The organism is Nocardia africana NBRC 100379 (genome assembly GCF_001612635.1).
Classification (GTDB): Bacteria; Actinomycetota; Actinomycetes; order Mycobacteriales; family Mycobacteriaceae; genus Nocardia; species Nocardia africana.
Genome location: NZ_BDAV01000009.1, coordinates 360,830 through 385,761, shown reverse-complemented (window position 1 = coordinate 385,761; position 24,932 = coordinate 360,830). Strand labels below are relative to the sequence as shown.

Genomic DNA, 24,932 nt, shown 5'->3' with positions numbered 1-24,932 from the left:
TCACTCATGGGGGTCCTCCCGTTGGATGCGCACGCGGTGGCCGAGGGCGGTGACGAGCCGGTCGTTGACCGACGATTCCGCCGAGTTCCATGGCAGCCAGGCGACACGATCGGGCATCTCGGTGATCTCGAGCGGCAGCACGATGCGTCCGTGCCCGGTGCTGATCCGCACCGAATCACCGGTGGCCACGCCGATTTCGGCGGCGGTGGCCGGCGACAGCCGCAGGACCGGCCGGCGGGCGGTGCCGGCGAGATTCGGTTCACCGTCCTGCATGCGGCCGTTGTCGAGCAGCATGCGCCAGCCGGCGAGGATGGCGGTGCCGGTTTCGGTATCCGGTAGCGCTGCCGACGGATGGGCCGGCGGCTGCGGCCGGGGCCCGTCCCAGACACCCAGCGCGTCGAGTTCCGCGCGGGCGGCCTCGACCGTCGGCAGGTCCAATCGCACGCCCATCTCGTCGGCCAGCGAATGCAGCACGCGATGGTCGGCCAGCGGAGCCGCCTGCCGCCGCACCGTCGCATCGCCGAGGGCGGCGCCGAACGGCCGCGGCCGGCCCTCCCAGGTGAGGTATGTTCCCGGCTTCTCCATGGCCGAGGCGACCGGGAACACCACATCGGCCCGCTCGGTGACCTCACTGTGCCGCAATTCCAGAGCGACCACGAATGCCGCGGCCTCGACGGCGGCGCGGGCTGCGCGGGGATCGGGGAGATCGGCGATCTCCACACCGCCGATCAGCAGCGCTCCTGGGTGGCGGCCGGCGTCGAGGATTGCGGAGGTATCGCGCCCCGGTGCGGCCGGCAGTTCGTCGACCTGCCAGATCCGTTCAACCTGCCGGCGCGCACGGGCATTCGCGATCGGGCGGCCGCCGGGAAGCAGACCCGGCAGCGCACCCGCCTCGAGCGCACCGCGTTCCCCGGCGCGGCGTGGCACCCAGGCGACCGCGGCGCCGGTGGTCTCGGCCAGTGCCGCCACCGCCGACAGCGCGCCGGGTAGCGGGGCCAGCCGTTCGCCGGCCAGGATGATCGCACCGCGACGGCGCAGCGCGCGGGCGAGTTCGTCGAGTCCCGGCGGATCGGGCGGGCATTCGTATCCGGCGCCCGCGACCGCCAGCGCCTGCAGCAGCCGCGCCTCGTCACCGGGCACGGTCGGGATCAACCGGCCCGATATCCGTCGCAGACCCCGGCTCGCGTAGGCGGCCAGCGAATAGATCGCGGTCGCGGAGGTGCGGGCGGCCTTGCGCAGCCGCAGATGCAGGATCGGGCATTCCTCTTCGGGTTCGAGTCCGGCGAGCAGCACGACCGGCGCCGAGTCCAGCGCGCCGTAGTCCACCCGCACACCCTGTCCGGCGATCGCCGCCGCCAGGAATTCGGCCTCCTCCGCGGAATGGGCGCGAGCGCGGAAATCGACGTCGTTGGTGCCCAACGCGATACGCGCGAACTTCGCATACGCGTAGGCGTCTTCGACCGTGGCGCGGCCACCCACCAGCACTCCGGCGTTCCCGCGGGCGGCGGCCAGTCCCGCACCCGCGCGCGCGAGCGCCTCCGACCACGAGGCCGGAACGAGCGCGCCGCTGTCGTCGCGGATCAGGGGAGTGGTGATCCGATCGGGTTCGGTCGCGTAGGTGAACGCCCAGCGGCCCTTGTCGCAATTCCATTCCTCGTTGACCTGCGGATCGTCACCGGCCAAGCGGCGCAACACCTTTCCGCGGCGGTGGTCGGTGCGCTGGGCGCATCCGGCGGCACAGTGCTCGCACACCGCCGGGCTCGAGACCAGGTCGAAGGGGCGCGCGCGGAAGCGATAGGTGGTGCCGGTGAGGGCGCCGACCGGGCAGATCTGGACGGTGTTGCCGGAGAAGTAGGAGTCCATCGGCTCGCCGGCGGCGATCCCGACCTGCTGCAGCGCGCCGCGGTCCATCAGCTCGATGAACGGATCACCGGCGATCTGCTGGGAGAACCGGGTGCAGCGGGCGCACAGCACGCACCGCTCCCGATCCAGCAGCACCGCGGGCGAGAGCGGAATCGGTTTGGGGTAGGTGCGTTTCACGCCCTCGAAACGCGATTCGGGCCGGCCGCTGGACATCGCCTGGTTCTGCAGCGGGCATTCCCCGCCCTTGTCGCAGACCGGGCAGTCCAGTGGGTGGTTGATCAGCAGCAGTTCCATGACGCCGGCCTGCGCCTTCTGCGCGGCCGGCGAACTGATCTGGGTGTGGGCGATCATCCCGTCGGTGACGGCCATCGTGCAGGAGGCGACGGGTTTGCGCTGCCCCTCCACTTCGACCAGGCACTGCCGGCACGCTCCGACCGGATCCAGCAGCGGATGGTCGCAGAATCGGGGGATCTGGATTCCGACGAGTTCGGCCGCCCGGATCAGCAACGTTCCGGCGGGCACGGCGATCGTCGTGCCGTCGATGGTGACGGTGACCAGATCCTGGGGGATGACGCCACTGCTGTCGTGGCTGACTGTCGCGGTCATCGCACTCCTTCGGCAGGCGTCGCTGCGGTGGCTGCCGCGGCCGTGGAGAGGGCCCAGGCGGTCGAGCGAGCGGGATCGAACGGGCACCGGCCCAGCCGGATGTGTTCGGCGTATTCGTCGCGGAAATATTTGAGGGAGGACACGATCGGGCTCGCCGCACCGTCGCCGAGGGCGCAGAACGACTTGCCGTTGATGTTGTCGGCGATGTCGAGCAGGGTGTCCAGGTCGGCGTCGGCGCCGCCGCCGGACTCCAGTCGCTGCAGCAGTTGCACGAGCCAGTAGGTGCCCTCCCGGCAGGGGGTGCATTTTCCGCAGGATTCGTGGGCGTAGAACTCGGTCCAGCGCAGGACCGCGCGCACGACGCAGGTGGTGTCGTCGAAGATCTGTAATGCCTTGGTGCCCAGCATGGATCCGGCCGCGCCCACGTTCTCGTAGTCGAGGGGCACATCGAGGTGTTCGGCGGTGAACAAGGGAGTCGAGGAGCCGCCGGGGGTCCAGAACTTCAGGGTGTGCCCGGCGCGCACACCGCCGGCGTGGCCGAGAAGTTCGCGCAGCGTCACACCGAGCGGCGCCTCGTACTGGCCCGGCCGGGTGACATGTCCGGACAGCGAGTACAGGGTGAAGCCGGGCGATTTCTCCGATCCCATCGAACGGAACCATTCGACGCCGTTGTGCAGGATGGCCGGCACACTCGCGATCGACTCCACGTTGTTGACCACGGTCGGGCACGCGTACAGGCCGGCGACCGCGGGGAAGGGCGGGCGCAGCCGAGGCTGGCCGCGGCGGCCCTCGAGTGAGTCCAGCAGCGCGGTTTCCTCACCGCAGATATAGGCGCCGGCCCCCGCGTGCACGATCAGGTCGAGATCGAAACCAGAACCGAGAATGTCGCGACCCAGATAGCCTGCGGCATAGGCCTCTTCGACCGCGGTCTGGAGCCGGCGCAGCACCGGCACGACCTCGCCGCGCACGTAGATGAACGCATGGGCGGCGCGGATGGCGTAGGCGGCGATGATGGCGCCCTCGACCAGCACATGCGGGGTCGCCATCATCAACGGGATGTCCTTGCAGGTGCCGGGTTCGGATTCGTCGGCGTTGATCACCAGGTAGTGCGGCTTACCGGCCGCCGGCGAGCCCTCGGGATCCTGCGGGATGAAACCCCATTTCATGCCGGTGGGAAATCCGGCACCGCCGCGGCCGCGCAATCCGGCGTCCTTCACCGTGGCGATGACCTCGTCGGGATGCATGCCCAGCGCACGGGACAGGGCCCGGTAGCCGTCGTGTGCCCGGTAGGTGTCGAGGGTCCACGACTGCGGCTGATCCCAGTAGCGGGTGAGCTCGGGCGCCAGCGTCATCACCGTTCCCCCTGTCCGGTATCCGAATCATGCTCCGCCGCAGCGGATGTCGGCTGCTCCCTCGCCACGCGCAAACCGGCGAGCGTGGGTTCTCCGGGGGTGCCGTCGTTGGCGCCGGGCCGCCGATCCGGGAATCCGGCGAGGATGCGGGCGGTCTCGCGGAAGCTGCACAGCGGTGCGCCGCTGCGCGTGCCGGTGACCTCGCCGCCGGCTCGCAGCGTATCGGCGAGCGCGCGGGCCGACTCCGGGGTCTGGTTGTCGAAGAATTCCCAGTTCACCATGACGACCGGGGCGTAATCGCAGGCGGCGTTGCACTCGAGGTGTTCCAGCGTGATCGACCCGTCCGCGGTCGTTTCCCCCGGGGTGACCTCCAGATGCCGGGTGAGCGCGGCCAGGATCTCGTCGCCGCCCATGACCGCGCACAACGTATTGGTGCAGACTCCGACGTGATAGTCGCCGGTCGGCGTGCGGCGATACATCGAGTAGAAGGTGGCGACCGCGGTGACTTCGGCGTCGGTGAGCCCGAGTTGTTCCGCGCAGAACGCGATTCCGGTGCCGCTGACGTATCCTTCGACGCTCTGCACCAGATGCAGCAGCGGCAGCAGCGCCGAGCGTGGGTGCGGGTAGCGGTCGATGATCTCGCGCGCCTCGACCCGCAGATTCTCCTGCACCTGCGGCGGGTACGGGACGGGCCGCTGCGACAACTGCAGCAGGATCGGGTCGCGGCCGGTCGCGGTCGCGGGAATCGGTTCGGCTGTCATCGGTCGACACCACCCATCACCGGGTCGATGCTGGCCACGGAGGCGATCACGTCGGCGACCATGCCGCCTTCGCACATCGCCGCCACGGCCTGCAGATTCGTGAACGAGGGATCGCGGAAATGCACGCGGTAGGGACGGGTTCCGCCGTCGGAGACCATGTGGACGCCGAGTTCGCCGCGGGGGGACTCCACCGATGCGTACACCTGGCCGGGCGGCACCCGCATACCCTCGGTGACCAGTTTGAAGTGGTGGATCAGCGCCTCCATCGAGGTGCCCATGATGGTGCCGATATGTTCGGCGGAATTGCCGAGTCCGTCGGGCCCGAGTGTCAGATCGGCCGGCCACGCGATCTTCTTGTCCGACACCATGACCGGGCCCGGGCGGAGTGTGTCGAGGCACTGCTCGACGATCTTCAGCGACTCCTTCATCTCCTTGATGCGGATCAGGTAGCGGCCGTAGCAGTCGCATCCGGTGTCGGTCATGACGTCGAACTCGTAGTTCTCGTAGCCGCAGTACGGCTGCGATTTGCGCAGATCGTGCGGCAGTCCGGTGGACCGCAGGACCGGTCCGGTCACCCCCAACGCCATACACGAGGCCAGGTCGAGATAGCCGATGCCCCGGGTGCGGGCCTTGAAGATCGGGTTCTCGTTGAGCAGCAACTCCATATCGCGCAGCCGTTTCGGCATGAGCGCCAGCAGATCCCGGATCTTGCCCACCGCATCGGGCGGCAGATCCTGCGCCAGCCCGCCGGGGCGGATGTAGGCGTGGTTCATCCGTAGTCCGGTGACGGTTTCGAAGATGTCGAGGATCAGTTCGCGTTCGCGGAAGCCGAACAGCATCGGTGTCAGCGCGCCGAGTTCCATACCGCCGGTGGCCAGCGCCACCAGGTGGGAGGAGATGCGGTTGAGTTCCATCAGCATGACGCGGACGATGTTCACCCGTTCGGGGATGTCGTCGGTGATGCCGAGCAGCTTCTCCACGGCCAGGCAGTAGGCGGTCTCGTTGAACATCGGGGACAGGTAGTCCATCCGGGTCACGAACGTGACGCCCTGCACCCAGTTGCGGAATTCGAGATTCTTCTCGATGCCGGTGTGCAGGTAGCCGATTCCGCAGCGCGCCTCGGTGACGGTTTCGCCCTCGATCTCGAGGATCAGCCGCAGCACGCCGTGCGTGGACGGATGCTGCGGTCCCATATTGACGACGATGCGCTCCTCCGCGGCGCCGTCGAGGGCCTCGCGCACATCGTCCCAGTCCTGTCCGACGACCGTGACCGCCGGGCTCTCGGCGACCGGATCCGTTGCGGCGCCGGTGATTTCGGTGTGGTTCATCAGCTGTAGGTCCTCCGCTGGTCCGGCGGCGGAATACGCGCGCCCTTGTATTCGACCGGGATCCCGCCGAGCGGGTAGTCCTTGCGCTGCGGATGTCCACGCCAGTCGTCGGGCATCATGATCCGCGTCAGCGACGGATGCCCGTCGAAGACGATGCCGAAGAAGTCGTAGGTTTCGCGCTCGTGCCAGTCGGTGGTCGGATACACCGCGAACAGCGAGGGCGTATGCGGATCCGAATCCGGTACCGGCACCTCCACCCGCACCCGGCGGTTGTGGGTGATCGACAGCAGGTGATAGGCGGCGTGCAGCTCGCGGCCCGTGTCGTCCGGGTAGTGCACGCCGTTCACGCCCAGGCACAGTTCGAAGCGCAACGCCGGGTCGTCGCGCAGCGCACGCGCCACCTCGACGACCCGCTCCCGCCGCACGTGCAGGGTCAGTTCCCCGGCGAAGACCACGATCTTCTCGATCGCGGCGCGGAATACGTCGTCTCCGACCGACTGTGCCAGTGCGGCGACCACCTCGTCGAAATAGGAACCGTAGGGCGCGGGAGTGCTCCCGGGCAGCGTGACGGTGCGCACCAGCCGCCCGTAGCCGGAGGTGTCGCCGGTGCCCCGGACGCCGAACATGCCGCGGCGCACGCCGATGACCTCGTCGTCGGGCCGGTCGGGGGAGGGACCGCGCGATTCGGGTTCGATCGCCGGTTCGCCGGCCGGGCCGGTTCGGCTTGTGCCGGAGGAGGATTCGAGCTCAGCGCGGCTGTCGGGCGGATCGCCGGCGCTGCGCGGTGCGTCCAGGCTCATCGCAGCAACCCCTCCATCCGGATCGTGGGGGTGGAGGCGAGCGCGGCGGCCTCGGCGGCGCGCACGGCCTCGGCGCGGTCGACGCCCAGCGGCATCTCCTGGATCTTCTCGTGCAGTTTCAAGATCGCGTGCAACAGCATCTCCGGGCGCGGCGGACAGCCGGGCAGGTAGATGTCCACGGGCACAACATGATCGACGCCCTGCACGATGGCGTAGTTGTTGAACATGCCGCCGGAGGAGGCGCACACCCCCATCGCCAGCACCCATTTGGGTTCGGTCATCTGGTCGTAGACCTGCCGCAGCACCGGCGCCATCTTCTGGCTGACCCGGCCGGCGACGATCATCAGGTCCGCCTGCCTGGGGGAGGCGCGGAAGACCTCCATCCCGAAGCGGGCGCTGTCGAAGCGACCGGCCCCCGTGGCCATCATCTCGATCGCGCAGCAGGCCAGCCCGAACGTCGCGGGCCACAGCGAGCCCTTACGCAGGTATCCGGCGAACTGTTCGACCGTGCTCAGCAGGAAGCCGCTGGGCAATTTCTCCTCGAGCCCCATCTCGGATCAACTCTCACTTCCGTGTGCGAATCCTCGGTCCCGGCGGACGCCGGGACGACGGGTTGGGTATGCGGTGCCGACGGGCCGATCGACTCGCCCGCGTTCAGTCCCAGCTCAGGCCGCCGCGCCTCCACTCGTAGGCATAGGCAACCGAGACGTTGAGAATGAACAGCGCCATGGCCGCCAACCCGAAGACGCCGAGGGCATCGAAGTGCACCGCCCACGGATAGAGGAATACGATCTCGATGTCGAAGATGATGAACAGCATCGCGGTGAGGTAGTACTTCACCGGAAAGCGTTGTCCCGCAGCGTTTCCCGGCCCGCCGGCGATGGCGTGCGGGGTGGGTTCGATACCGCATTCGTAGGCTTCGAGTTTGGCGCGGTTGTAGCGTTTGGGGCCGATCACGGCCGCCAGCACCACCGATCCCAGCGCGAACGCGGCAGCGATCGCACCGAGCACAAGAGTCGGCACCTGGGTATTCACAACGGCACAACCCCTCTCCCTCGCCGGCAACTGCCGAGGCGGGGCTGACATCGTCGTCTGCCGGGCCAGTCTCACCCCGAACCGCAGCTCGAGCGCGAGCGCGGGACGACAGGGCAGGCAGGGCGCCATTCATATCAACGGTCGCGCTCGTGTGAGCTACAGCACAGCCTACAACCGCTCTTTCTGAATACTCATGGTTCCGCCCCGGTGTTTGATCGAATTCGGAACTGTCACTTATGACCGAACCAGCGCAATGGCCTCCCCGTGGCCGGGCGCGTCGCCGTCTTCTGGGCGCACGAGAACGGTCGGCCGACGAGATATCGGCCGACCGGGAAAAGCGCTGGTCAGGCGGCGGGACGAGTGTTCAGGGCCGTGGTGACCGCCGAGGTGAGCTGGAACGGGTCCAGCGGATGGGCGGCTGCCGCCTCTGCCCTGGACCAGGCGGCGAGCCAGGCATCGTCGGCCCGGCCGGTCAGCACCACGATGGGCGGGCAGTCGGCGATCTCGTCCTTGAGTTGTTTGGCCAGCCCCATTCCGCCGGTGGGTGTGGCCTCACCGTCGAGAATGGCCAGGTCGATCCCCCCGGCGTCGAGCTGCTCGATCACCACCGGCGCGGTGGCGGTCTCGCGGTAGTCGAACGGCGGCAGGTCGGGATGCGGATGCTTGCCCAGCGCCAGTATCACCTGGCGGCGAGTGTCGGCATCGCTGCTGTATACGAGAACCCGCAGCGCGGGACGGTTCGCATCGGCCACCTTTCGGATGCTACGTCCATCGGGACGGCCGCGGTGGCACCTTGGGCGGCAACGGCCCCCGCGCCGGGCGTGGCGCCCGCCGCGCGGCTTCACCGCGAGGTTGATCGTGCCGATCGGAATCGTTGCTGGTCACCGGGAACAAAACGCGCGATCCTTATAAGCGGCGGCAGTTCGCGGCAGAACTGTCCCGGCAGGGCGTACCAACGACAGGCTCGACAGGGCGGTGGACGATGCGAATTTCGGAGGTTTTGCGCAACAAGGGGGCCGATGTGGTGACGATCGCGCCGGAGGCGACGGTCGACAGATTGCTGGCGGTGCTGGCCGAACACAATGTCGGCGCGGTGGTGGTGTGTGGCGCCGGCGGCGCACTGGACGGGATCGTCTCGGAGCGGGATGTGGTCCGGTGCCTGTACAGACAGGGTGCGCAGCTGTTGACTCGGCCGGTATCCGACATCATGACCGCGATCGTGCACACCTGTTCGCCCGAGGATCGGGTGGAGAGTCTGCGCGCGACGATGACCGAACATCGGATCCGGCATCTGCCGGTCGTCGATCACGGGCGCATGGTCGGAATCGTCAGTATCGGCGATGTGGTCAAGAGCGCGATCTCCGAGCTGCAGGACGAGCGCGAACACCTCGAGCATTATCTGCAGGGCTGAGCGTCCGGGCCGGATTCGGTGGCCGTTCAATCCGTCATTGCCGCACGGTGATTGGATATTCACCGGTTCGTAACCACGAAAGGTTATACGCGCGCGACGTTTTCGGAGCAGAATTCCCACGGGCGGTTCGTTCGGAACCACGAGGTCGCCGATGCCGGCATCGGGTGTATCGGGTGGGGTTCGAGACGTGCGCTGTCCCTCGGAGCTCACCGCCCGGCGTCCGCGTTGTGGAGCGTTCCGAACGGCCGCCGACCACGTCGCATTTCCGGGCGGTCATCCGGGCGATTCGATCGGTGACCGATCGCGTATTAGGGTGCGTGACACACGCGCCCGTTCGCTGGTCGGCGGCGCCGAACACGCCGCTCGATCCGAAGGATATCCATGCGCCGCATCGCATTCGCCGCGTCCCTGCTCGCCCTCGCCTGCACCGTCGGAGCCTGCGGCGGATCCTCCGACGACCATGCGGCCGGCACCACCGCGACATCCGCTGCGGCGCAATCGAGTTCCGTCGCGGCGGCCGGTCGGGACTGCGGCGCGCAGCCCTGGCCTCGTCCGCTACCCGACTTCCGCGGGAAGCCATTGGGACAGACCGTGGTCGGTGCGGCGCTGTGCTTCGACATCACCGGTATCGCCACCGCGGACGGCCGCGACGTGATGCACGACCCGAGCGCCGCGACGACTGCCTGGACGGTCACCGCCCAGCAGCCGGCGGCGGGGACGCCGGTCGCCGCGGACACCCCGGTCACGCTGACGGTCGACGTCCCGCACTGATCACTGCGCTATTTGCCGGCGGCGCGGGCCAGGTGTTCCGGGTACCGGTCACCGGCGAAGGCCTCGGCCGGGGCGGCGGCCTCGATCCGCGCCAGATCCTCGGCGCTGAGCTCGATCTCGGTGGCCGCCACATTCTGCTCGAGATAGGTGCGGCGCTTGGTGCCCGGAATCGGGACCACGTCGTCACCCCGTGACTGGACCCAGGCCAGCGCCAATTGCCCTGCGGTCACGCCCTTTTCCTCCGCCATCGCGCGCAACTCGGCGACCACGGCGAGGTTGCGGTCGATGTTGTCGTCGGCGAAACGGGGCAGCGCGCGGCGCAGGTCGTCGGCGGGCAGATCGGCGGTCGAGGTGATCGAGCCGGTGAGGAAACCGCGGCCGAGCGGGGAGAACGGCACGATCCCGATGCCCAGTTCGCGGCAGGTGGGCAGGACCTCCTCTTCGATACCGCGCGTCCACAGCGACCATTCGCTCTGCAGCGCGGTCACCGGATGCACGGCGTGTGCGCGACGGATGGTCTGGGCAGAGGCCTCGGAGATGCCGAGGTAGCGGACCTTACCCGCGGTGACCAGGTCCGACAGCGCGCCCCAGGTCTCCTCGATCGGCACATTCGGGTCGACGCGGTGCTGGTAGTACAGGTCGATGTGGTCGACGCCGAGGCGTTTCAGCGATTCGTCGCACGACTGCGCGACGTAGGCGGCGTCGCCCCGGGCGCCCATACTGCCGCCCTCGCCCCACACGATGCCGAATTTGGTCGCGAGGACGACCTGGTCGCGCCGACCGGCGATAGCGCGGCCCACCAGCTCCTCGTTGTCGCCGGCGCCGTAGACGTTCGCGGTGTCGAGCAGGGTCACCCCGAGGTCGAGGGCGCGATGGATGGTGGCGATCGACTCCTCGTCGTTGTCGCGCACACCGTAGGCCTGGCTCATGCCCATGCAGCCGAGTCCCTGTGCGCCGACGGTCAATTCGCCGAGTTTCCTGGTCGCGATCATGCGAGCGGTCCTCCTGAGGTGCCATCGGATTGGATGGTGAGTCGCTGCGGACTCACGAGGCCGACGCTACGACTTGGAGTGCGCTCCAAGTCAAGCCGTTACCGGGAGCCGTCGTCTTCGAGCCGCGCGACCAGCACGGCCAGTGCGTCGCCTAGCGTGCGCCGCTGGTGCGGATCGATATCGTCCAGGACGGCGGCGAAGCGCTGGATCCGGGCCGACGTGAGCCCGTTGACCAGAGATTTCGCCTGTTCGGTGACGGTCAGCAACTGGGCTCTGCCGTCGGCCGGGTCGGCGGTGCGTTCGAGGTATCCGTACTTCTCCAGGCCCGACACGATGCGCGACATCGTAGGAGCGGTGACGTGTTCGGCGGCGGCAAGATCGCCCAGCCGCATCGGGCCGCTGCGCACCAGCGTGCCCAGCGCCGAGGCCGAACCGGGACTCAGCGCACCCAGGTCACCGGAGCGCCGCAACAGCCGAGTGATCCTGCCGAGCGCGAAATACAGATCCGCCGCCTCGGCAAGTTCCTCCGCGCTGCGTGCGCGCTCCTGCTGGATCATGGGCGTTGTCGCTCCTACGCGTTTCCTGGGACCGTCGGCAGCCGCACCGTCGGCGATATCCGATCCAGTAAGTATGCCCTCCCGCTCGATCCCGACGACTTCGGCCTGCTCATCGACGGCGCCGAGCTGGGGGACCGCGGCGCAGCGGACATACCGCCGACCGTCCTAGGTCGTGCCGGGGTGTCGCGGGCGAGAATCGGGCTTCGCTGCCGGGGCGGTGCCGGACGCGGCGGAGATCGTCGGCAGCGGGCCGGTGGGGTGGTCGGTGATCGGCTGGAAGGCCCGGTCGCCCACCCGGGCGGGGTCGACCATGTGCGCGACGAACAGGCGTGCCGCGGGCGTGGGGGTGCCGGTCGTCACCGCGTGCCACGGCCGGTCCAGTGGGGTTCCCTCGACCGGCACGACGACCAGATTGCCGTGCGCCACATCGGCTTCCACCGCGTCGCTGTGAATCAGCGTGATGCCCAGTCCTTCCCGGGCGGCGGCGAGGACGGCCCCGTGGGTGCCGAGGGTGAGGGCGGGTGGGCGGATCTCCAGCCGGTCCAGCAGGGCCAGCGTGGTGTCGCGGGTGCCGGAGCCGGGGCCGCGCAGCAACCAGGTGGTGGTGCGCGGATCGTGGGACCGTCCCGGCGCTCCCACGACGACCAGGCGGCTGGGCCGGCGTGCCCGCACCACCAGCCCGGTGTCGCGTGGCGGACGCCCGGCGATCACGAGATCGGTTTCGTGGTGCTGTAATTCGACGAACAGCAGATCGCGCGGATGGATCGACAGGCCCAGCTCGATCTCGGGGTAACGGTCGCGAAACGACACAAGCAGCCGCAGCAGCACGTATTCCCCGGCGGTCGCCACCACCCCGATGCGCAACCGTCCGGTTTCGGCGCGACGGACCGCCGCGTGCGCCTCTTTCATCAAACCCAGGATGCTGCGGCAGTATTCGGCGTAGACCCGCCCCGCCTCGGTGAGTGCGATACCGCGTCCGGATTTCGCGATCAGTTTCGCCCCGAGCTGCTTTTCGATATGTGCCACCGCCGCCGATGCGGCCGCCTCGGTGATGTGCAGTTGCGCAGCGGCGCGCCGAATGCTGTTGTGCCGGGCCACAGCCAGAAACGTTTCCATTCGGACCGCGCTCACCGTTCCCATCTACAGACGGTAGCAAACTCAACGATTCGATTGAGCGAGACCGGAAACAATCGAATTGTCCCCGCCGGGCGGTGCCCGCATCCTGAATCTGCGCACTCGCCACACCCTCTCAGGAGGTGTCGCGGGCGAGATTCGCGCAGCGGCTCGCGATGCCGACCGGGTGCGGGTGTTCCGCAAGATACAGGAGGACCGATGACCGACGAATCCACTCGTGACCGCTGGGATCCGGGCGTGCACTCGTATGCGTCGATGGGTTATTACGACGCCGATTATCAACCCTGCGACACCGATGTGCTGGCGGTGTTCCGGGTGACGCCGCAACCGGGGGTCGATCCGATCGAGGCGGCCGCCGCGGTGGCCGGCGAATCCTCCACTGCCACATGGACTGTCGTGTGGACCGACCGGCTCACCGCGCACGACCGCTACCGGGCCAAGTGCTATCGGGTGGAGGAGGTGCCGGGGCGGCCGGGAGAGTATTTCGCCTATATCGCCTACGATCTGGACCTTTTCGAAGAGGGCTCGATCACCAATCTCACCTCCTCGGTGATCGGCAACGTCTTCGGTTTCAAACCGCTCCAGGCATTGCGGCTCGAGGACATGCGTATTCCGGTGGCCTATGTCAAGACCTTTCAGGGACCGCCGCACGGAATCGTTATGGAACGGGAGTATCTGAACAAGTACGGCCGGCCGTTGCTGGGAGCGACCGTGAAGCCGAAACTCGGCCTCTCGGCGCGCAACTACGGACGGGTGGTGTACGAGGCCTGTAAGGGTGGCCTCGATTTCACCAAGGACGACGAGAACATCAACTCGCAACCGTTCATGCGATGGCGCGATCGCTATCTGTTCGCCATGGAGGGTGTGAACCGCGCGACCGCGGAAACGGGAGAATTGAAGGGTCATTATCTCAATATCACGGCCGCCACGATGGAGGATATGTACGAGCGGGCGGAGTTCGCGAAATCGCTCGGCAGCGTGATCGTGATGATGGACCTCACCGTCGGCTACACCGCGATGCAGTCGATGTCGAAGTGGGCGCGGCGCAACGGCATGCTGTTGCATCTGCACCGCGCCGGACATTCGACCTTCACCCGCCAGAAGACCCACGGCGTCAGCTTCCGGGTGCTGGCGAAATGGTGCCGTCTCATCGGCGTCGACCACCTGCACGCCGGCACCGTCATCGGAAAGCTCGAGGGAGACCCGCACACGGTCAAGGGTTTCTACGACACGTTGCGCGACAACCACATTCCGGCCAACCCGCGCAACGGCATCTTCTTCGACCAGGACTGGGCGAGTCTGCCCGGAGTGATGCCGGTGGCATCGGGCGGAATCCACGCGGGGCAGATGCATCAACTACTGGATCTGTTCGGCGACGACGCGATCCTGCAGTTCGGCGGCGGCACCATCGGCCACCCGATGGGGATCGCCGCGGGAGCCGAGGCCAATCGCGTCGCCCTCGAGGCAATGGTCAAGGCGCGCAACGAAGGCCGCGATCTGCTGAAGGAGGGGCCCGACGCGCTGCGCGCTGCGGCCCGGATCTGTCCGTCGCTGGACGTGGCCCTCGCGACCTGGGGCGATGTCACCTTCGACTACACCTCCACCGACGCCCCCGACGCGGTACCCACGGTCACCGCCTGACCGGCCGCCCCGACCGACCCGACGACAGACAAGGAGACGCAATGCATCTGCGTCAAGGGACGTTCTCCCATCTGCCCGACCTGACCGATGCCGAAATCGGCGCTCAGATCCGCTACGCGCTGCTCAACAACTGGCCGGTCTCGATCGAGTACACCGACGACCCGCATCCACGCAACGTCTACTGGGAGATGTGGGGGCTGCCGCTGTTCGACCTCGATGAACCCGACGGTGTGCTCGCCGAGGTGAACGCCTGCCGTTCGACGTTCCCGCACCACTACATCCGCGTCAACGCCTACGACGCGAGCTACGGCCGGCAGACGACCGCGCTGAGTTTCCTGGTGCAGCGGCCCGCCGACGAGCCGGGCTTCCTGGTGGTACGCACCGAGACCGAGGATCGCCGGCAGCACTACGGCCTGCGGTCCTACGCCACCGAAGTGCCCGCGGGCGCGCGCTACCGGGACTGAGACGATGGTGGACGGGAGGCCGGCGATGTCCGGCGGCACACAGGGCAGCGGATCGGGATTCCGGATGTACCGCCCGGGGACGGGCGGTGCCGCGGTCTCCGGTGCGAATCACACCGAGACGCAAGCGGATTCCGACCCGTCGGAGATCACGCTGGCCGACGACGCGACGGTCGATCTGTCGACGGATCTGGCCGGTAAGAACGTCGAGGACACCCTGACCCGGCTCGATGCGGAGCTGATCGGGCTGGCCACGGTCAAGAAGCGGGTGCGCGAGATCGCGGCGCTGCTGCTGATCGACCGGGCCCGGCAGCGGTTCGGACTGCAGGCCGACCGTCCCACCATGCATATGAGTTTCACCGGTGGTCCCGGTACCGGGAAGACGACGGTCGCACTGCGGATGGCGGAAATGCTGCACGCCCTCGGCTACATCCGGAAACCGAAGGTGCACACGGTGACCCGCGACGACCTGGTGGGCCAGTTCATCGGCCACACCGCACCCAAGACCAAAGAAGCACTGGCCAAAGCGGCGGGGGGAGTGCTGTTCATCGACGAGGCCTATTACCTGTTCCGGCCGGAGAACGAGCGAGACTACGGACAGGAGGTCATCGAGATCCTGCTGCAGGAGATGGAGACCGAACGTTCCAGTCTGGTGGTGATCTTCGCCGGATATCCGGACCGGATGGAGACGTTCTTCTCCGCCAATCCCGGCTTGTCCTCTCGGGTGGCCCACCACATCGAATTCCCGGACTACACACGCGAGGAACTGCTGGCCATCGCGGAAGTGATGGTGGCACAGCAGAATTTCCAGTTCGGGGACGCGGCGGCGGATGCCTTCGACGAATACCTGGCGGCGCGGATGGCTCGGCCGCGTTTCGCGAATGCGCGCAGCGTCCGCAACGCCGTGGACCGGTGCCGGCTGCGTCAGGCCAATCGGCTCGTGCAGGAACATCGCCCGCTCGGCAAGACCGATCTGATGACCCTGACGACGGAAGACATCTACGGCAGCAGCGTTTTCGGTGAGGTTGTGCGCGCCGCGGAGGAGGCGCCGGCATGCCCGACGGAATGAAAACCCTCACCCGCTACACGATCGAACAGGAACATCGCCATCCCGGTTCGTCGGGGGAATTCTCCGCGCTGCTCAATGTGGTGTCCACCGCGGCGAAGATCATCGCCAATCAGGTGACCCGCGGTCGCATCGTGGGCGCGCTGGACGCATCCGACGGCGCGGACCCACCGGTGAGCCTGCACCGGCGCATGGACGCGATCGCCAACGACATCATGGTGGAGCAATCCGAATCGAGTGGGCCGTTGTCGGCACTGTTGTCGGAGCAGATGAACGGATTTCATCCGGTGCCGGGGGAAGTGCGGCGCGGCAAATACATGCTGGCCTTCGATCCGCTGGACGGCTCCTCGAATATCGATGTGAATCTGCCCGTCGGCACGATATTCAGTGTGTTGCGCGCACCGGAGGACGGGCGCGCGCCGCAAGCGGCCGATTTCCTGCAGCCGGGCGTACGGCAGGTGTGCGCGGGATTCACGCTGTACGGACCGGCGACGATGCTGGTTCTCACCACCGGCAGCGGGGTCGACGGATTCACTCTCGACCGGGAGATCGGCGCCTTCGTCCTCACCCATCCCCGCATGCGCATTCCGGAAGACACCTCGGGATTCGCGATCAATGCCGCCAACGAGCGGTTCTGGCAGCGCCCCGTGCGGCGTTATGTGCACGAATGCCTCGACGGGGTGGAGGGACCACGGTCGCGCGATTTCAATATGCGCTGGGTGGCGTCGCTGGTCGCCGACGCCTTTCACATCCTCACCCGCGGCGGGGTCTATCTGTATCCGTACGACACCCGCGATCCCGGCCGGCCGGGTCGGGTGTCGCTGCTCTACGGCGCCAATCCCATCGCCTTCGTGATCGAACAGGCCGGCGGTGCCGCGACCACCGGCCACGAACGGGTGCTCGAGGTGATTCCCGAGCATCTGCATCAACAGATCCCGCTGGTTTTCGGATCGCGCAACGAGGTGCGCCGGATCGAGCGCTATCACCGTGAACCCGATGCCGGGCCGCCGTTCGACGCGTCGTTGTTCGGCAACCGCACCCTGTTCCGACCGGCGCGCCATTGAACGCCGGCTGATCGAATCGAGATGTCATGTCGCGCAAGCATCCCGTGGTCGCCATCACCGGTTCCTCCGGCGCCGGAACGACCAGCGTCACCCGGACCTTCCAGGAGATCTTCCGGCGAGAGGGCATCAATGCCGCGATCGTGGAGGGGGACTCGTTCCATCGCTACGATCGCGGCCAAATGCAGGTGGCGATGGCCGAGGCCGAAGCCGATCTGAACCTGCACTTCTCGCATTTCGGCCCGGAGGCCAATCTGCTCACCGAATTGGAAAGCCTGTTCCGCGATTACGGCCAGTCCGGCGTCGGTCTGGTGCGCAAATATCTGCACGACGAGACCGAGGCCAAACCCTACGGACTGGAACCGGGCACCTTCACACCGTGGGAAGAACTCGCCCCCGGCAGCGACCTGCTGTTCTACGAGGGGTTGCACGGCGCTGCGGTCACCGGCACCGTCGATGTGGCGCGTTACGCGGATCTGCTGGTGGGGGTGGTGCCCATCGTGAATCTGGAATGGATTCAGAAGGTCATCCGCGACAAGACCGAGCGCGGCTATTCCAGCGAAGCGGTGATCGATACGATCCTGCGGCGCATGCCCGACTACGTGAAATACATCTGCCCGCAGTTCTCGCGCACGTATGTCAATTTCCAACGGGTGCCGACGGTGGACACCTCGAATCCGTTCACAGCCCGTAGCATTCCGACCGCCGACGAGAGTTTCGTCGTGATCCGCTTCGCCGATCCGAAGGTGATCGATTTCCCGTACCTGCTGTCGATGCTGCACGATTCGTTCATGTCTCGCCCGAACTGCATCGTGGTGCCGGGCGGCAAGATGGACTTGGCGATGCAACTGATCTTCACTCCGCTCATTCTGCGGTTGATGGACAAACGACCCGGCCCGCGCGCATAACCCGCCACGAATATCGGCGTTTCGACGCTCGCGCACACCGACCGGGCGGAGTTGAATCGACGCTATGTGGTCGATGAATCTGAGCGCCACGACGGCCGCGGCGCGCCGGGGTTCACCGGATGCCTGGTCCGGGCCGCTCCGGCAGTTGGTCGGCGAATTCGCCGATATCGAAATCGTGGACCGCTCGATGACGCTGGCGGCCAAGATTTTCACCTGTGTACTGCCAGTGATCATCGCCGGCTCCGTCTTCTCCCAGCTGGATCTCGCGACGCGCGCGATCGACGATCAGCTGGGCCTGGACCGGGCGACGTTCCGGTCCGCCTTCGGCGTCGTCGCTGCGAGCGATCCGACATTCGCGGCGTTCGGGGTGGTCGGATTGCTGATGGTCGTGATCAGTGGCGCCTCGTTCGCCAAAACCCTCGCCCGCATCTACGGCAAGCTGTGGGATGTGCCGGCGATCGGCCTGCGCGACGCATGGCGCTGGCCGGTGGTTCTGCTCGTCGTCGCGTTCTCCGCCGCAACCATCGGGGCCGTGCGCGAACTCGCCGGGCTGCGCTATGTCGGGCTGCCGCTCACCGTCGGTGGCGAGTTCCTGGTGTGGATGTTCGTATGGACCCTCTGCGGGTACTTGCTGACGCTGGGCACGCTGCGTGGGCGGGCATTGTGGACGACCGGAGTGCTGACAGCCGTCGGGCTGACGGCGGTCCGGGCGGTGGGACGCCTGGTACTGCCGAAGATCACAGCCTCGGCGCAGGTCAAGTTCGGGCTGCTGGGCCCGGTGTTCACCGCGATCAGCTGGCTCTTCGTGCTCTCGCTCGTCGTGGTCGGGGCGGCGACGATCACCAAAGTGCTGGTGCCCGGCCCGACGCGCACGGAGGTGCGGGGCGGCGAGCCGGACGCCGGAGGGTGACCGCTATTTCGTGGTGACCGAGATCGTCGCCTGATCGATCTGCACGTTCGACTCCATCGGATTGCCTTCCGCGTGAACGGTGATGCGAGCCTTGTCGATCCCCTCGTTCTGCAGGGCCGTGGCGACGTTGTTGCCCCGGGCCTCGGCGAGCGAGTCGGCCGCCCCGGAGTTCGAGTCGACGGCATAGGTCTCGATCTTGATCGCGGTGTCGTTGCCCTTGAGCGGGAGCGCCACCGCTTTGATCGTGGCGACATCGGCCGGGCTGAGATCGGAGCTGCCCTTGTCGAAGGTGATCGGGGCCGCGGACAGAACGCTGTTGATCGCGTTCTGCACCGCCTGCTGCGCGGAGTTGAGGGCCGAGCCGACCACCGACGACGCCGTGGTGGCGAGACTGCTTCGCATATCGGTGTGCTCGCCGCCGTGCGTCGTGGTCGTCGTGACCGCGACCGGACCGCTGTTGTTGTCCGAGGAACACGCGGCGATCGGAATCAGTGCTGCCGCACCGGTCGCCAGCACTGCTACCGCCTTGACGAGTTTCATGCTGCTTCTCCTGATCTCCGTGCGGTTGCCCGGGTGGTCACGACGCGAGAATGCGCGCCTTCTCCGATTCGAACTCCTGCTCGGTGAGCACCCCCTGAGCTTTCAACTCGCCCAGCTGCTTCAGTGCGGCGATGCGGTCGGTTCCCCCGCCGGCCGGTGCGGGCGGCGGCTGTTGCTGCTGGTACTGGTACTCCTCCTGCGCGGCCCAGCGCTGGCCCTGGCGGCGCGACACGCGATTGGATACCGCCGTGGCGGTTCCGGCGACCACCGCGGTGCGGGCGACGCCACGAAGTAGTCCGGGCATGCTGCTTCTCCTTAGGTGTCAGCCTCGAGTTTGTCGAGGGTCGAGAGGATGGCTTGCACCGGAATGCGACCGGATGCGACGAGTTCGGCGCCGTTGCGCCGCAACGCGACCGCCAGCGGCGCCGCCCACGCGTTCTCGTAGAGGAGAACGGCGGCGGAATGGCCGGGCTCCAAGGCGTTACCGGCCTCGCGCAGATCACCGTCGTCGAGCAGCCCGGTCGCCGCCTCGGCGAACAGGGTCACATCCAGATCCCCGGTCAGCCCGACATCGGCGATGTCGATCCCGGTCAGTGCACCGTCGGTGTCCTTGTGCACGAAGGCCAGATCCAGGACCCGGATGATGCCGCGGTCCACCAGATCGCGCAGCAGCGGCAACGCCGAGCCGTCCGGTTGCCGGTCGGCGGGAAATTCGATGACGAGATAGTCGATCGGCCCCATCTCGTCGATATCGGCAGCAGTGTTCACCGGACACCTCATTTCTCCGACGCCTGACCCTCTGAAACGAACCCTCTGAGACGAACATCCACCGCAACCCAGGTCCGGGCGGGCCGGCGACAGCGCGAACGCGGCCGGCGAGACGACCTGACATCTATGATTCGGTGCCGCCGGTCGCGCAGATACCGCGACCGCGCCCGTTACTCCGAGGTCGGATGGCGCTGCACCCAGCTCAGGTCGGCGCGCCAGGTGTAGGCGGCCACGATGGCGGAGGCGATGACGGCGGTGTAGAGCATGTCGGCGCCCTCGACGACGAGGGAGACCAGACCGCCGATCAAGGCGCCGGCGGCGAACGACAGCCATTGCACCGCGTAATCCAGCCACTCACGATGGGTGCCGCCGGCGATATGCCGCTCCACGCCCTGGGCGAATTTCACCAGGGTGCCGGTGACGTAGGTGACCGGGATCGACACCTCACCCTTCTTGACGAACGAGGTGTTCAGCGAACCCATCGCGAACGAGACGAGCAGGATCGGCACCAGGCCGAGATCGGAATCGTGCCGGTAGAGGATCGTGTCGAGGACGGCGGCCGCGGTGAGGGCGGCGGTGGCGAGCATGGTCGCGCCGTGCGGATGATTGCGCCACCAGTGCCGGCGGCAGATCGACGCCACGAGTACACCGGCGAGAAAGAACACGATCAGGGCGAGGGCGCCGGCCGCGAGGGTGTAGTCGCCGAGAAATCCGCCGATGACGGCACGTTCGGTATTGCCGGTCATGAAGGTGACGAAGTAGCCCTCGGAGTGGGTGTAGGCGGCGGCGCCCACGAATCCGGCCAGGATCAGCAGTGCCGAGGCCAGCCGGGCCTCCAGTGTCCAGAACGGCTCGGAGGAGTCTTCGGATTTCGGAGTCACGGCAACAGGCTAGCAATACATGCACACATGTGCATGGATTTCCCTGGCGGGGTGCGAGGCGTCACGACCGTGCGAGTTGTCGGTGCCGAGCCGTAAGGTGAGCGCGCGGATCGGCGGGTGTGGGAGGTGCGGTGAAGGCCACATGGGGTCAAGTGTTCGCGTGGCGATTGCGGCGGGGCTTCGTCGAGGCGCGTGACGCCCGGGATGCCGTCGCCGTGGCGCGGCGGCTGGCCGGAGTGCAGGCGCAGGTGACGTCCGCGGCGGAGACCGCGGTGGCCGTGCGGCGCGGGGGAGCGCCGGGAGAGCTGGTGCGCGCTCTCGGCGCCGGTGAGCTGATGAAGACGTGGGCGATGCGCGGCACGCTGCATGCGATGACACCCGACACGGCGGCCGCCGCGCTGGCCTTGATCGCCTCGGCCCGCACATGGGAAAAGCCTGCCTGGCAACGCAATTTCGGCGCCGATCCCGGCGAGGTGAAGGCGCTGACCGACGCGGTGGCCGACCTGCTCGACGGCGGTGCCGTGCTGAGCCGAACCGAACTGGTGGACGAACTCTTGCGGGACCGCCGCTTCGCGGCGATGGGGGAACAGTTGCGGTCCGGGTGGGGTGCGCTGTTGAAACCGCTGGCCTGGCAGGGAGTGCTGTGCCACGGACCCGCCCGCGGATCGTCGGTGACCTTTACCGCCCCGGCACATGCGGTGAGTGGCTGGAGCGGCCTGCCACCCACCGACATCGCGGCGTCACACCTGATCCACGCCTATCTCGGCGCCTACGGTCCGGGCACACCGGAGGCGTTCAACGCCTGGCTCATCCGCGGCGTGTTGCGCAAAACAACTGTCCGCCAATGGTTCTCCGATCTGGGCTCCGAACTCACCGAAGTCGACGTCGAGGGCCGCCGGACCTGGATCCGCACCGAGGACGCGGCCGATCTGGCCGCCACGAACCCCACCGACAGCGTCCGCCTGCTCGGTCCCTTCGACCAATACGTCCTCGGCCCCGGCACCACGGATCCGGTCCTCCTGCCTCCGGCCCATCGCGCCGAGGTCAGCCGGACCGCCGGCTGGATCTCGCCCCTGGTCCTCGTCGGCGGCCGGATCGCCGGAACGTGGGAAACCGTCGGTGACACCCTCACGGTGAGCATGTTCGACGGCGACCATGTCGATGCGGAGCTGCTGGAAGCCGAAGCCGTCCACCTCGCCCGCGCCACCGGCCGCGACCAGCTGAACCTGGGCTGAGCCGACCGAGAGCTGCTCGCTATGGCCGATCGGCCATCGGCCGCTATCGAGGCCCGTCCAGGGCAGCGGGGCGATTCAGATCGCGATGTCCCCGTCGGCTCGAAGGGCCTCACCGAGCGCGGCCAAGGTTGCCGCGCGCCCCAAATCCAGGGCACGTAACAGGACCGCGGAATCGCGGGCGACCCGGCCGATCGTGGGCGCGCCCAGGGGTGGGCGGATCTGCAGAATCGACGGGTCGGCCGTCATGCGGTGCTCGTCGGCGGCGAACTGCGCGGCGCGGGCGAACCAGCTCTGTGCCACTGCCGGGCCCGAGGCGCCGAGTACCCGCGCGACCACGCGCCGTTCGAAATCCGATGGGATGCTGGGCTTTTCATCGGCTCGCCGGGTGCGCAACACGACGATGTGGGTGGCGCCCTGGGCACGGGCAGTGGTGATGGGCACCGATTCGGACAGTCCGGCATCGACGTAGCGCCCGCCGCCCACCGCCACCGGGCGCCCAGCCAGAACCGGCATGCAGGTGCTGGCGCGCAGGGCACGCTGCAGGGTGGGAACATCGCTGATGTGCGGGCTCAGATCGACGGCACTGCCATCGCTGATATCGGTGCCGATCGGGTGGAAGGTGACCGAATTGCTCAGGATGGCTTCGAAATCCATCGGGACGACGCGTTCGTACACGGTGTGCACCAGGTAGCGGGTGTCCACGACCACACCGCCACGCAGGGCCCGGGCCGGGGAGATCACCCGCCGCACCACGTCGGAATGCCAGGCGCGCCGGGCCCGCGCCGCTCGCCCGCACAGCAGCCATGCCCCGTTCAGCGCGCCGGCCGAGGCGCCGTAGACCGCGTCGAAACACCGCAGCACCCCGAGTTCTTCCAGACCGGTGACCATACCGTGCGAATAGACCCCGCGTGCCGAGCCACCCTCGATGACCAGGGCCAGCCGAGCTCCGTCGCGATGCGCACCGGCAGTGCTGCCGCGGCGGAAGCGTTGCGCGATCAACTCCGCCGGAGGTGTCGGCTGTGTACTGTCCGGCATCGCCTCCACCTTCCGATCACTGCGTTCAGCACTGTCTATCACGCCGCACCGGAGGCGTCACCCGAGACTCGGGGAGTCGGCGAGCGCCCGGGTAGGCTGCGCGAATGCGGATCGAATCGTCGCGGCGCCTCATCGATACCGTCGCCTGGGTGCTGATCGAGGACGGCCGGATCCTGTGCGCCCGCCCGGACGGCAAGGACGAGTTCTACATTCCCGGCGGCAAGCGCGAGGGCGAGGAGACCGACCGGCAGACGCTGATCCGGGAGATCGCCGAGGAGCTCACCGTGGTGCTGATTCCGGAATCGGTGGCACACGTCGGCACCTACGAGGCGGAAGTGCCCGGCGCCACCGAGGTTTCGGTACGAATGAGCTGTTACACCGCGGACTATGCCGGCACCATCGAGCCCAGCAGCGAGATCGCAGAAATAGCCTGGTTCACCTACGCCGACCGGGCCGCGGTGCCGCCGGTCGATCAGGTGCTGTTCGATGATCTGGTGGCGCGCGGACTGCTACCGGCGCAGTAATTTCCGCGGCCCGCCTTCCGCGGCCCGGCGCATCAGTCGGGAAGCAGCGGCACCGACAAGCCCTCACCGCGACCGAGCAGTGCGGCCCGGGTGACCGTCCCGGCACCGAAGCGGTCGCGCACCGCATCCAGCGCCGCGTCGAGCGTGGTGTCCGGGCGCGCGTCCAGCGGAAGCATCAGCTGCCGTGGATCCGTATTCTGCAGATTCGTCAGGGCGAGCCCGATGAGGGTGATGCCGCGTTCCTCGATCAGTGGGCGAGCGCCCGCGAGCAAGGTGCGGGCGGCCTGCAGGATTGTCGCACCGTCGTCGGTGGCGGTCGGCAGGGTGTGCGACCGGGTCGCGCGGCCGAAATCGGCGAAGCGCAAGCGCAGCACCACGGTTCGGCAGATCCGTCGCGCCGCCCGCAACCGGTGTCCGAGCCGATCCGCCAGGCCGTGCAGGTACGCCTCGATCTCGGCATCGGTGCGAGGCCGGTTTCCCAGCGCGCGTTGCGCACCGATCGAGCGGCGCCGGCGACCGGTGTCGACCCGGCGCGGATCGCGCGCCCAGGCCAGCGCGTGCAGATGCCGTCCGGCGGCGCGACCGAGCAGACCGCACAACTCCATCGGGTCGGTGTCGGCGAGTTGCCCGATCCGGGTGATGCCGTGTTCGTGCAAGGTCCGGGCGGTCACCTCACCCACTCCCCAGAGCCGCTCGACCGGCAGCGGATGCAGGAATTCGAGTTCGGCCTCGGGCCGCACCAGCAGTAGGCCGTCGGGTTTGCAGACCGCACTGGCCACCTTGGCGAGGAATTTGCTCCGCGCCACGCCGACCGAGATGGGCAGTCCGACCTCGGCGCGCACTCGCGCCCGCAATCCGGCCGCGATTTCGATCGGGGCGCCCGAAATGCGGTGCAGCCCACCGACATCGAGAAACGCCTCGTCGATGGAGATGCCCTCCACCTCCGGAGTGGTGTCGCGGAAGATCTCGAACACAGCCCGGCTCGCCTGCGCATAGGCCGACATCCGCGGCGGCACCACGACCGCATGCGGACACAGCCGCAACGCCTGCCGCGCGTTCATCGGCGTCCGCACCCCGTACGCCTTCGCCTCGTAACTAGCCGCCAACACCACCCCACCCCCGACGATCACCGGCTTTCCCCGCAACTCCGGTGCATCCCGCTGCTCGACCGACGCGTAGAACGAATCCAGATCGGCATGCAGAATCACCGCCCGCCCCTCACGCCCCCCTTCCGCCGCTTCACCATCCGATGCGAACATATGTTCGATACTAGACCACTCTACGTGTCAAAC

General features: G+C 67.8%; 27 protein-coding genes. 10 read left to right on the top strand and 17 right to left on the bottom strand.

The window, feature by feature from the left end; translation table 11 throughout:
- From NA3_RS16320 to NA3_RS16285, 8 genes are all read right to left on the bottom strand, one after another.
- On the bottom strand, window positions 1-2,469 hold the full coding sequence (locus NA3_RS16320; RefSeq protein WP_062964451.1) for an NADH-quinone oxidoreductase subunit G: 2,469 nt from the start codon (window positions 2,467-2,469) through the stop codon (window positions 1-3).
- Entirely contained in the window at window positions 2,466-3,821 is a 1,356-nt protein-coding gene (gene nuoF / locus NA3_RS16315) for an NADH-quinone oxidoreductase subunit NuoF (protein ID WP_062964450.1), read from the bottom strand. The genes NA3_RS16320 and nuoF overlap by 4 nt, the downstream gene beginning before the upstream one ends.
- Entirely contained in the window at window positions 3,821-4,582 is a 762-nt protein-coding gene (gene nuoE / locus NA3_RS16310) for an NADH-quinone oxidoreductase subunit NuoE (RefSeq protein WP_084491600.1), read from the bottom strand. The genes nuoF and nuoE overlap by 1 nt, the downstream gene beginning before the upstream one ends.
- A complete protein-coding gene (nuoD, locus tag NA3_RS16305; protein WP_062964449.1) occupies window positions 4,579-5,910 on the bottom strand; it encodes an NADH dehydrogenase (quinone) subunit D in 1,332 nt (443 codons plus the stop codon). Before nuoD ends, nuoE begins: the two co-directional genes overlap by 4 nt.
- Complete coding sequence (locus tag NA3_RS16300; protein ID WP_062964635.1) at window positions 5,910-6,536, bottom strand: NADH-quinone oxidoreductase subunit C; 627 nt, start codon at window positions 6,534-6,536, stop codon at window positions 5,910-5,912. The genes nuoD and NA3_RS16300 overlap by 1 nt, the downstream gene beginning before the upstream one ends.
- A 170-nt stretch (window positions 6,537-6,706) precedes the next feature.
- Complete coding sequence (locus NA3_RS16295; RefSeq protein WP_030514408.1) at window positions 6,707-7,261, bottom strand: NuoB/complex I 20 kDa subunit family protein; 555 nt, start codon at window positions 7,259-7,261, stop codon at window positions 6,707-6,709.
- Between the two features lie 103 nt (window positions 7,262-7,364).
- On the bottom strand, window positions 7,365-7,745 hold the full coding sequence (locus NA3_RS16290) for an NADH-quinone oxidoreductase subunit A (protein WP_062964448.1): 381 nt from the start codon (window positions 7,743-7,745) through the stop codon (window positions 7,365-7,367).
- A 344-nt stretch (window positions 7,746-8,089) separates the two neighbouring features.
- Window positions 8,090-8,497, bottom strand: coding sequence for an Rv3143 family two-component system response regulator (locus tag NA3_RS16285; protein ID WP_062964447.1), 408 nt, complete (start codon window positions 8,495-8,497; stop codon window positions 8,090-8,092).
- Window positions 8,498-8,727: 230 nt separating this feature from the next.
- Between NA3_RS16285 and NA3_RS16280 the strand changes: the two genes are divergently transcribed.
- Together NA3_RS16280 and NA3_RS16275 are read left to right on the top strand one after the other, a co-directional pair.
- Window positions 8,728-9,156 (top strand): CBS domain-containing protein, encoded by a 429-nt coding sequence (locus NA3_RS16280; RefSeq protein ID WP_062964446.1) that lies wholly within the window; start codon window positions 8,728-8,730, stop codon window positions 9,154-9,156.
- 381 nt (window positions 9,157-9,537) lie between these two features.
- On the top strand, window positions 9,538-9,927 hold the full coding sequence (locus NA3_RS16275; protein ID WP_062964445.1) for a PASTA domain-containing protein: 390 nt from the start codon (window positions 9,538-9,540) through the stop codon (window positions 9,925-9,927).
- Window positions 9,928-9,935: 8 nt separating this feature from the next.
- On the opposite strand, the gene NA3_RS16270 is transcribed toward NA3_RS16275, so the two are convergent.
- The 3 genes from NA3_RS16270 to NA3_RS16260 all read right to left on the bottom strand — a co-directional run bounded on the left by NA3_RS16270 (window position 9,936) and on the right by NA3_RS16260 (window position 12,616).
- Entirely contained in the window at window positions 9,936-10,919 is a 984-nt protein-coding gene (locus NA3_RS16270) for an aldo/keto reductase (RefSeq protein WP_062964444.1), read from the bottom strand.
- A 98-nt stretch (window positions 10,920-11,017) separates the two neighbouring features.
- A complete protein-coding gene (locus NA3_RS16265) occupies window positions 11,018-11,476 on the bottom strand; it encodes a MarR family winged helix-turn-helix transcriptional regulator (RefSeq protein WP_062964443.1) in 459 nt (152 codons plus the stop codon).
- 165 nt (window positions 11,477-11,641) lie between these two features.
- A complete protein-coding gene (locus NA3_RS16260; protein WP_227995189.1) occupies window positions 11,642-12,616 on the bottom strand; it encodes a LysR family transcriptional regulator in 975 nt (324 codons plus the stop codon).
- A 192-nt stretch (window positions 12,617-12,808) separates the two neighbouring features.
- On the opposite strand from NA3_RS16260, the gene NA3_RS16255 reads away from it, so the two are divergent.
- From NA3_RS16255 to NA3_RS16230, 6 genes are all read left to right on the top strand, one after another.
- Window positions 12,809-14,251: a form I ribulose bisphosphate carboxylase large subunit gene (locus NA3_RS16255; RefSeq protein WP_062964442.1), complete on the top strand. Its 1,443-nt coding sequence runs from the start codon at window positions 12,809-12,811 to the stop codon at window positions 14,249-14,251.
- A 41-nt stretch (window positions 14,252-14,292) separates the two neighbouring features.
- Window positions 14,293-14,715, top strand: a complete 423-nt coding sequence (locus NA3_RS16250; protein ID WP_062964441.1) for a ribulose bisphosphate carboxylase small subunit — start codon at window positions 14,293-14,295, stop codon at window positions 14,713-14,715.
- A 25-nt stretch (window positions 14,716-14,740) separates the two neighbouring features.
- A complete protein-coding gene (locus tag NA3_RS16245) occupies window positions 14,741-15,781 on the top strand; it encodes an AAA family ATPase (protein ID WP_062964634.1) in 1,041 nt (346 codons plus the stop codon).
- Window positions 15,766-16,842, top strand: coding sequence for a class 1 fructose-bisphosphatase (locus NA3_RS16240; RefSeq protein WP_062964440.1), 1,077 nt, complete (start codon window positions 15,766-15,768; stop codon window positions 16,840-16,842). The genes NA3_RS16245 and NA3_RS16240 overlap by 16 nt, the downstream gene beginning before the upstream one ends.
- Window positions 16,843-16,868: 26 nt before the next feature.
- Window positions 16,869-17,747, top strand: a complete 879-nt coding sequence (locus NA3_RS16235) for a phosphoribulokinase (protein ID WP_062964439.1) — start codon at window positions 16,869-16,871, stop codon at window positions 17,745-17,747.
- Between the two features lie 64 nt (window positions 17,748-17,811).
- The gene (locus NA3_RS16230; protein ID WP_062964438.1) at window positions 17,812-18,657 is read left to right on the top strand and encodes a hypothetical protein; all 846 of its coding nucleotides are present in this window, start codon (window positions 17,812-17,814) and stop codon (window positions 18,655-18,657) included.
- 3 nt (window positions 18,658-18,660) lie between these two features.
- Here the strand turns inward: NA3_RS16230 and NA3_RS16225 are convergent, their stop codons facing one another.
- From NA3_RS16225 to NA3_RS16210, 4 genes are all read right to left on the bottom strand, one after another.
- Window positions 18,661-19,197: an OmpA family protein gene (locus NA3_RS16225; protein WP_062964437.1), complete on the bottom strand. Its 537-nt coding sequence runs from the start codon at window positions 19,195-19,197 to the stop codon at window positions 18,661-18,663.
- A gap of 37 nt (window positions 19,198-19,234) precedes the next feature.
- Window positions 19,235-19,501: an SHOCT domain-containing protein gene (locus NA3_RS16220; RefSeq protein WP_062964436.1), complete on the bottom strand. Its 267-nt coding sequence runs from the start codon at window positions 19,499-19,501 to the stop codon at window positions 19,235-19,237.
- 11 nt (window positions 19,502-19,512) lie between these two features.
- Window positions 19,513-19,977, bottom strand: a complete 465-nt coding sequence (locus NA3_RS16215) for a DUF6325 family protein (RefSeq protein WP_062964435.1) — start codon at window positions 19,975-19,977, stop codon at window positions 19,513-19,515.
- 158 nt (window positions 19,978-20,135) lie between these two features.
- A complete protein-coding gene (locus NA3_RS16210) occupies window positions 20,136-20,846 on the bottom strand; it encodes a YoaK family protein (protein ID WP_084491598.1) in 711 nt (236 codons plus the stop codon).
- Between the two features lie 131 nt (window positions 20,847-20,977).
- On the opposite strand from NA3_RS16210, the gene NA3_RS16205 reads away from it, so the two are divergent.
- The gene (locus tag NA3_RS16205) at window positions 20,978-22,081 is read left to right on the top strand and encodes a winged helix DNA-binding domain-containing protein (RefSeq protein WP_062964434.1); all 1,104 of its coding nucleotides are present in this window, start codon (window positions 20,978-20,980) and stop codon (window positions 22,079-22,081) included.
- A 75-nt stretch (window positions 22,082-22,156) separates the two neighbouring features.
- Here the strand turns inward: NA3_RS16205 and NA3_RS16200 are convergent, their stop codons facing one another.
- Window positions 22,157-23,116, bottom strand: a complete 960-nt coding sequence (locus NA3_RS16200) for a patatin-like phospholipase family protein (protein WP_062964632.1) — start codon at window positions 23,114-23,116, stop codon at window positions 22,157-22,159.
- A gap of 104 nt (window positions 23,117-23,220) precedes the next feature.
- On the opposite strand from NA3_RS16200, the gene NA3_RS16195 reads away from it, so the two are divergent.
- Entirely contained in the window at window positions 23,221-23,640 is a 420-nt protein-coding gene (locus NA3_RS16195) for an NUDIX hydrolase (protein ID WP_062964433.1), read from the top strand.
- 32 nt (window positions 23,641-23,672) lie between these two features.
- Here NA3_RS16195 and dinB read toward each other — a convergent pair whose 3' ends face one another.
- Window positions 23,673-24,899, bottom strand: a complete 1,227-nt coding sequence (dinB, locus tag NA3_RS16190) for a DNA polymerase IV (RefSeq protein WP_062964432.1) — start codon at window positions 24,897-24,899, stop codon at window positions 23,673-23,675.
- Between the last annotated feature and the right edge of the window lie 33 nt (window positions 24,900-24,932).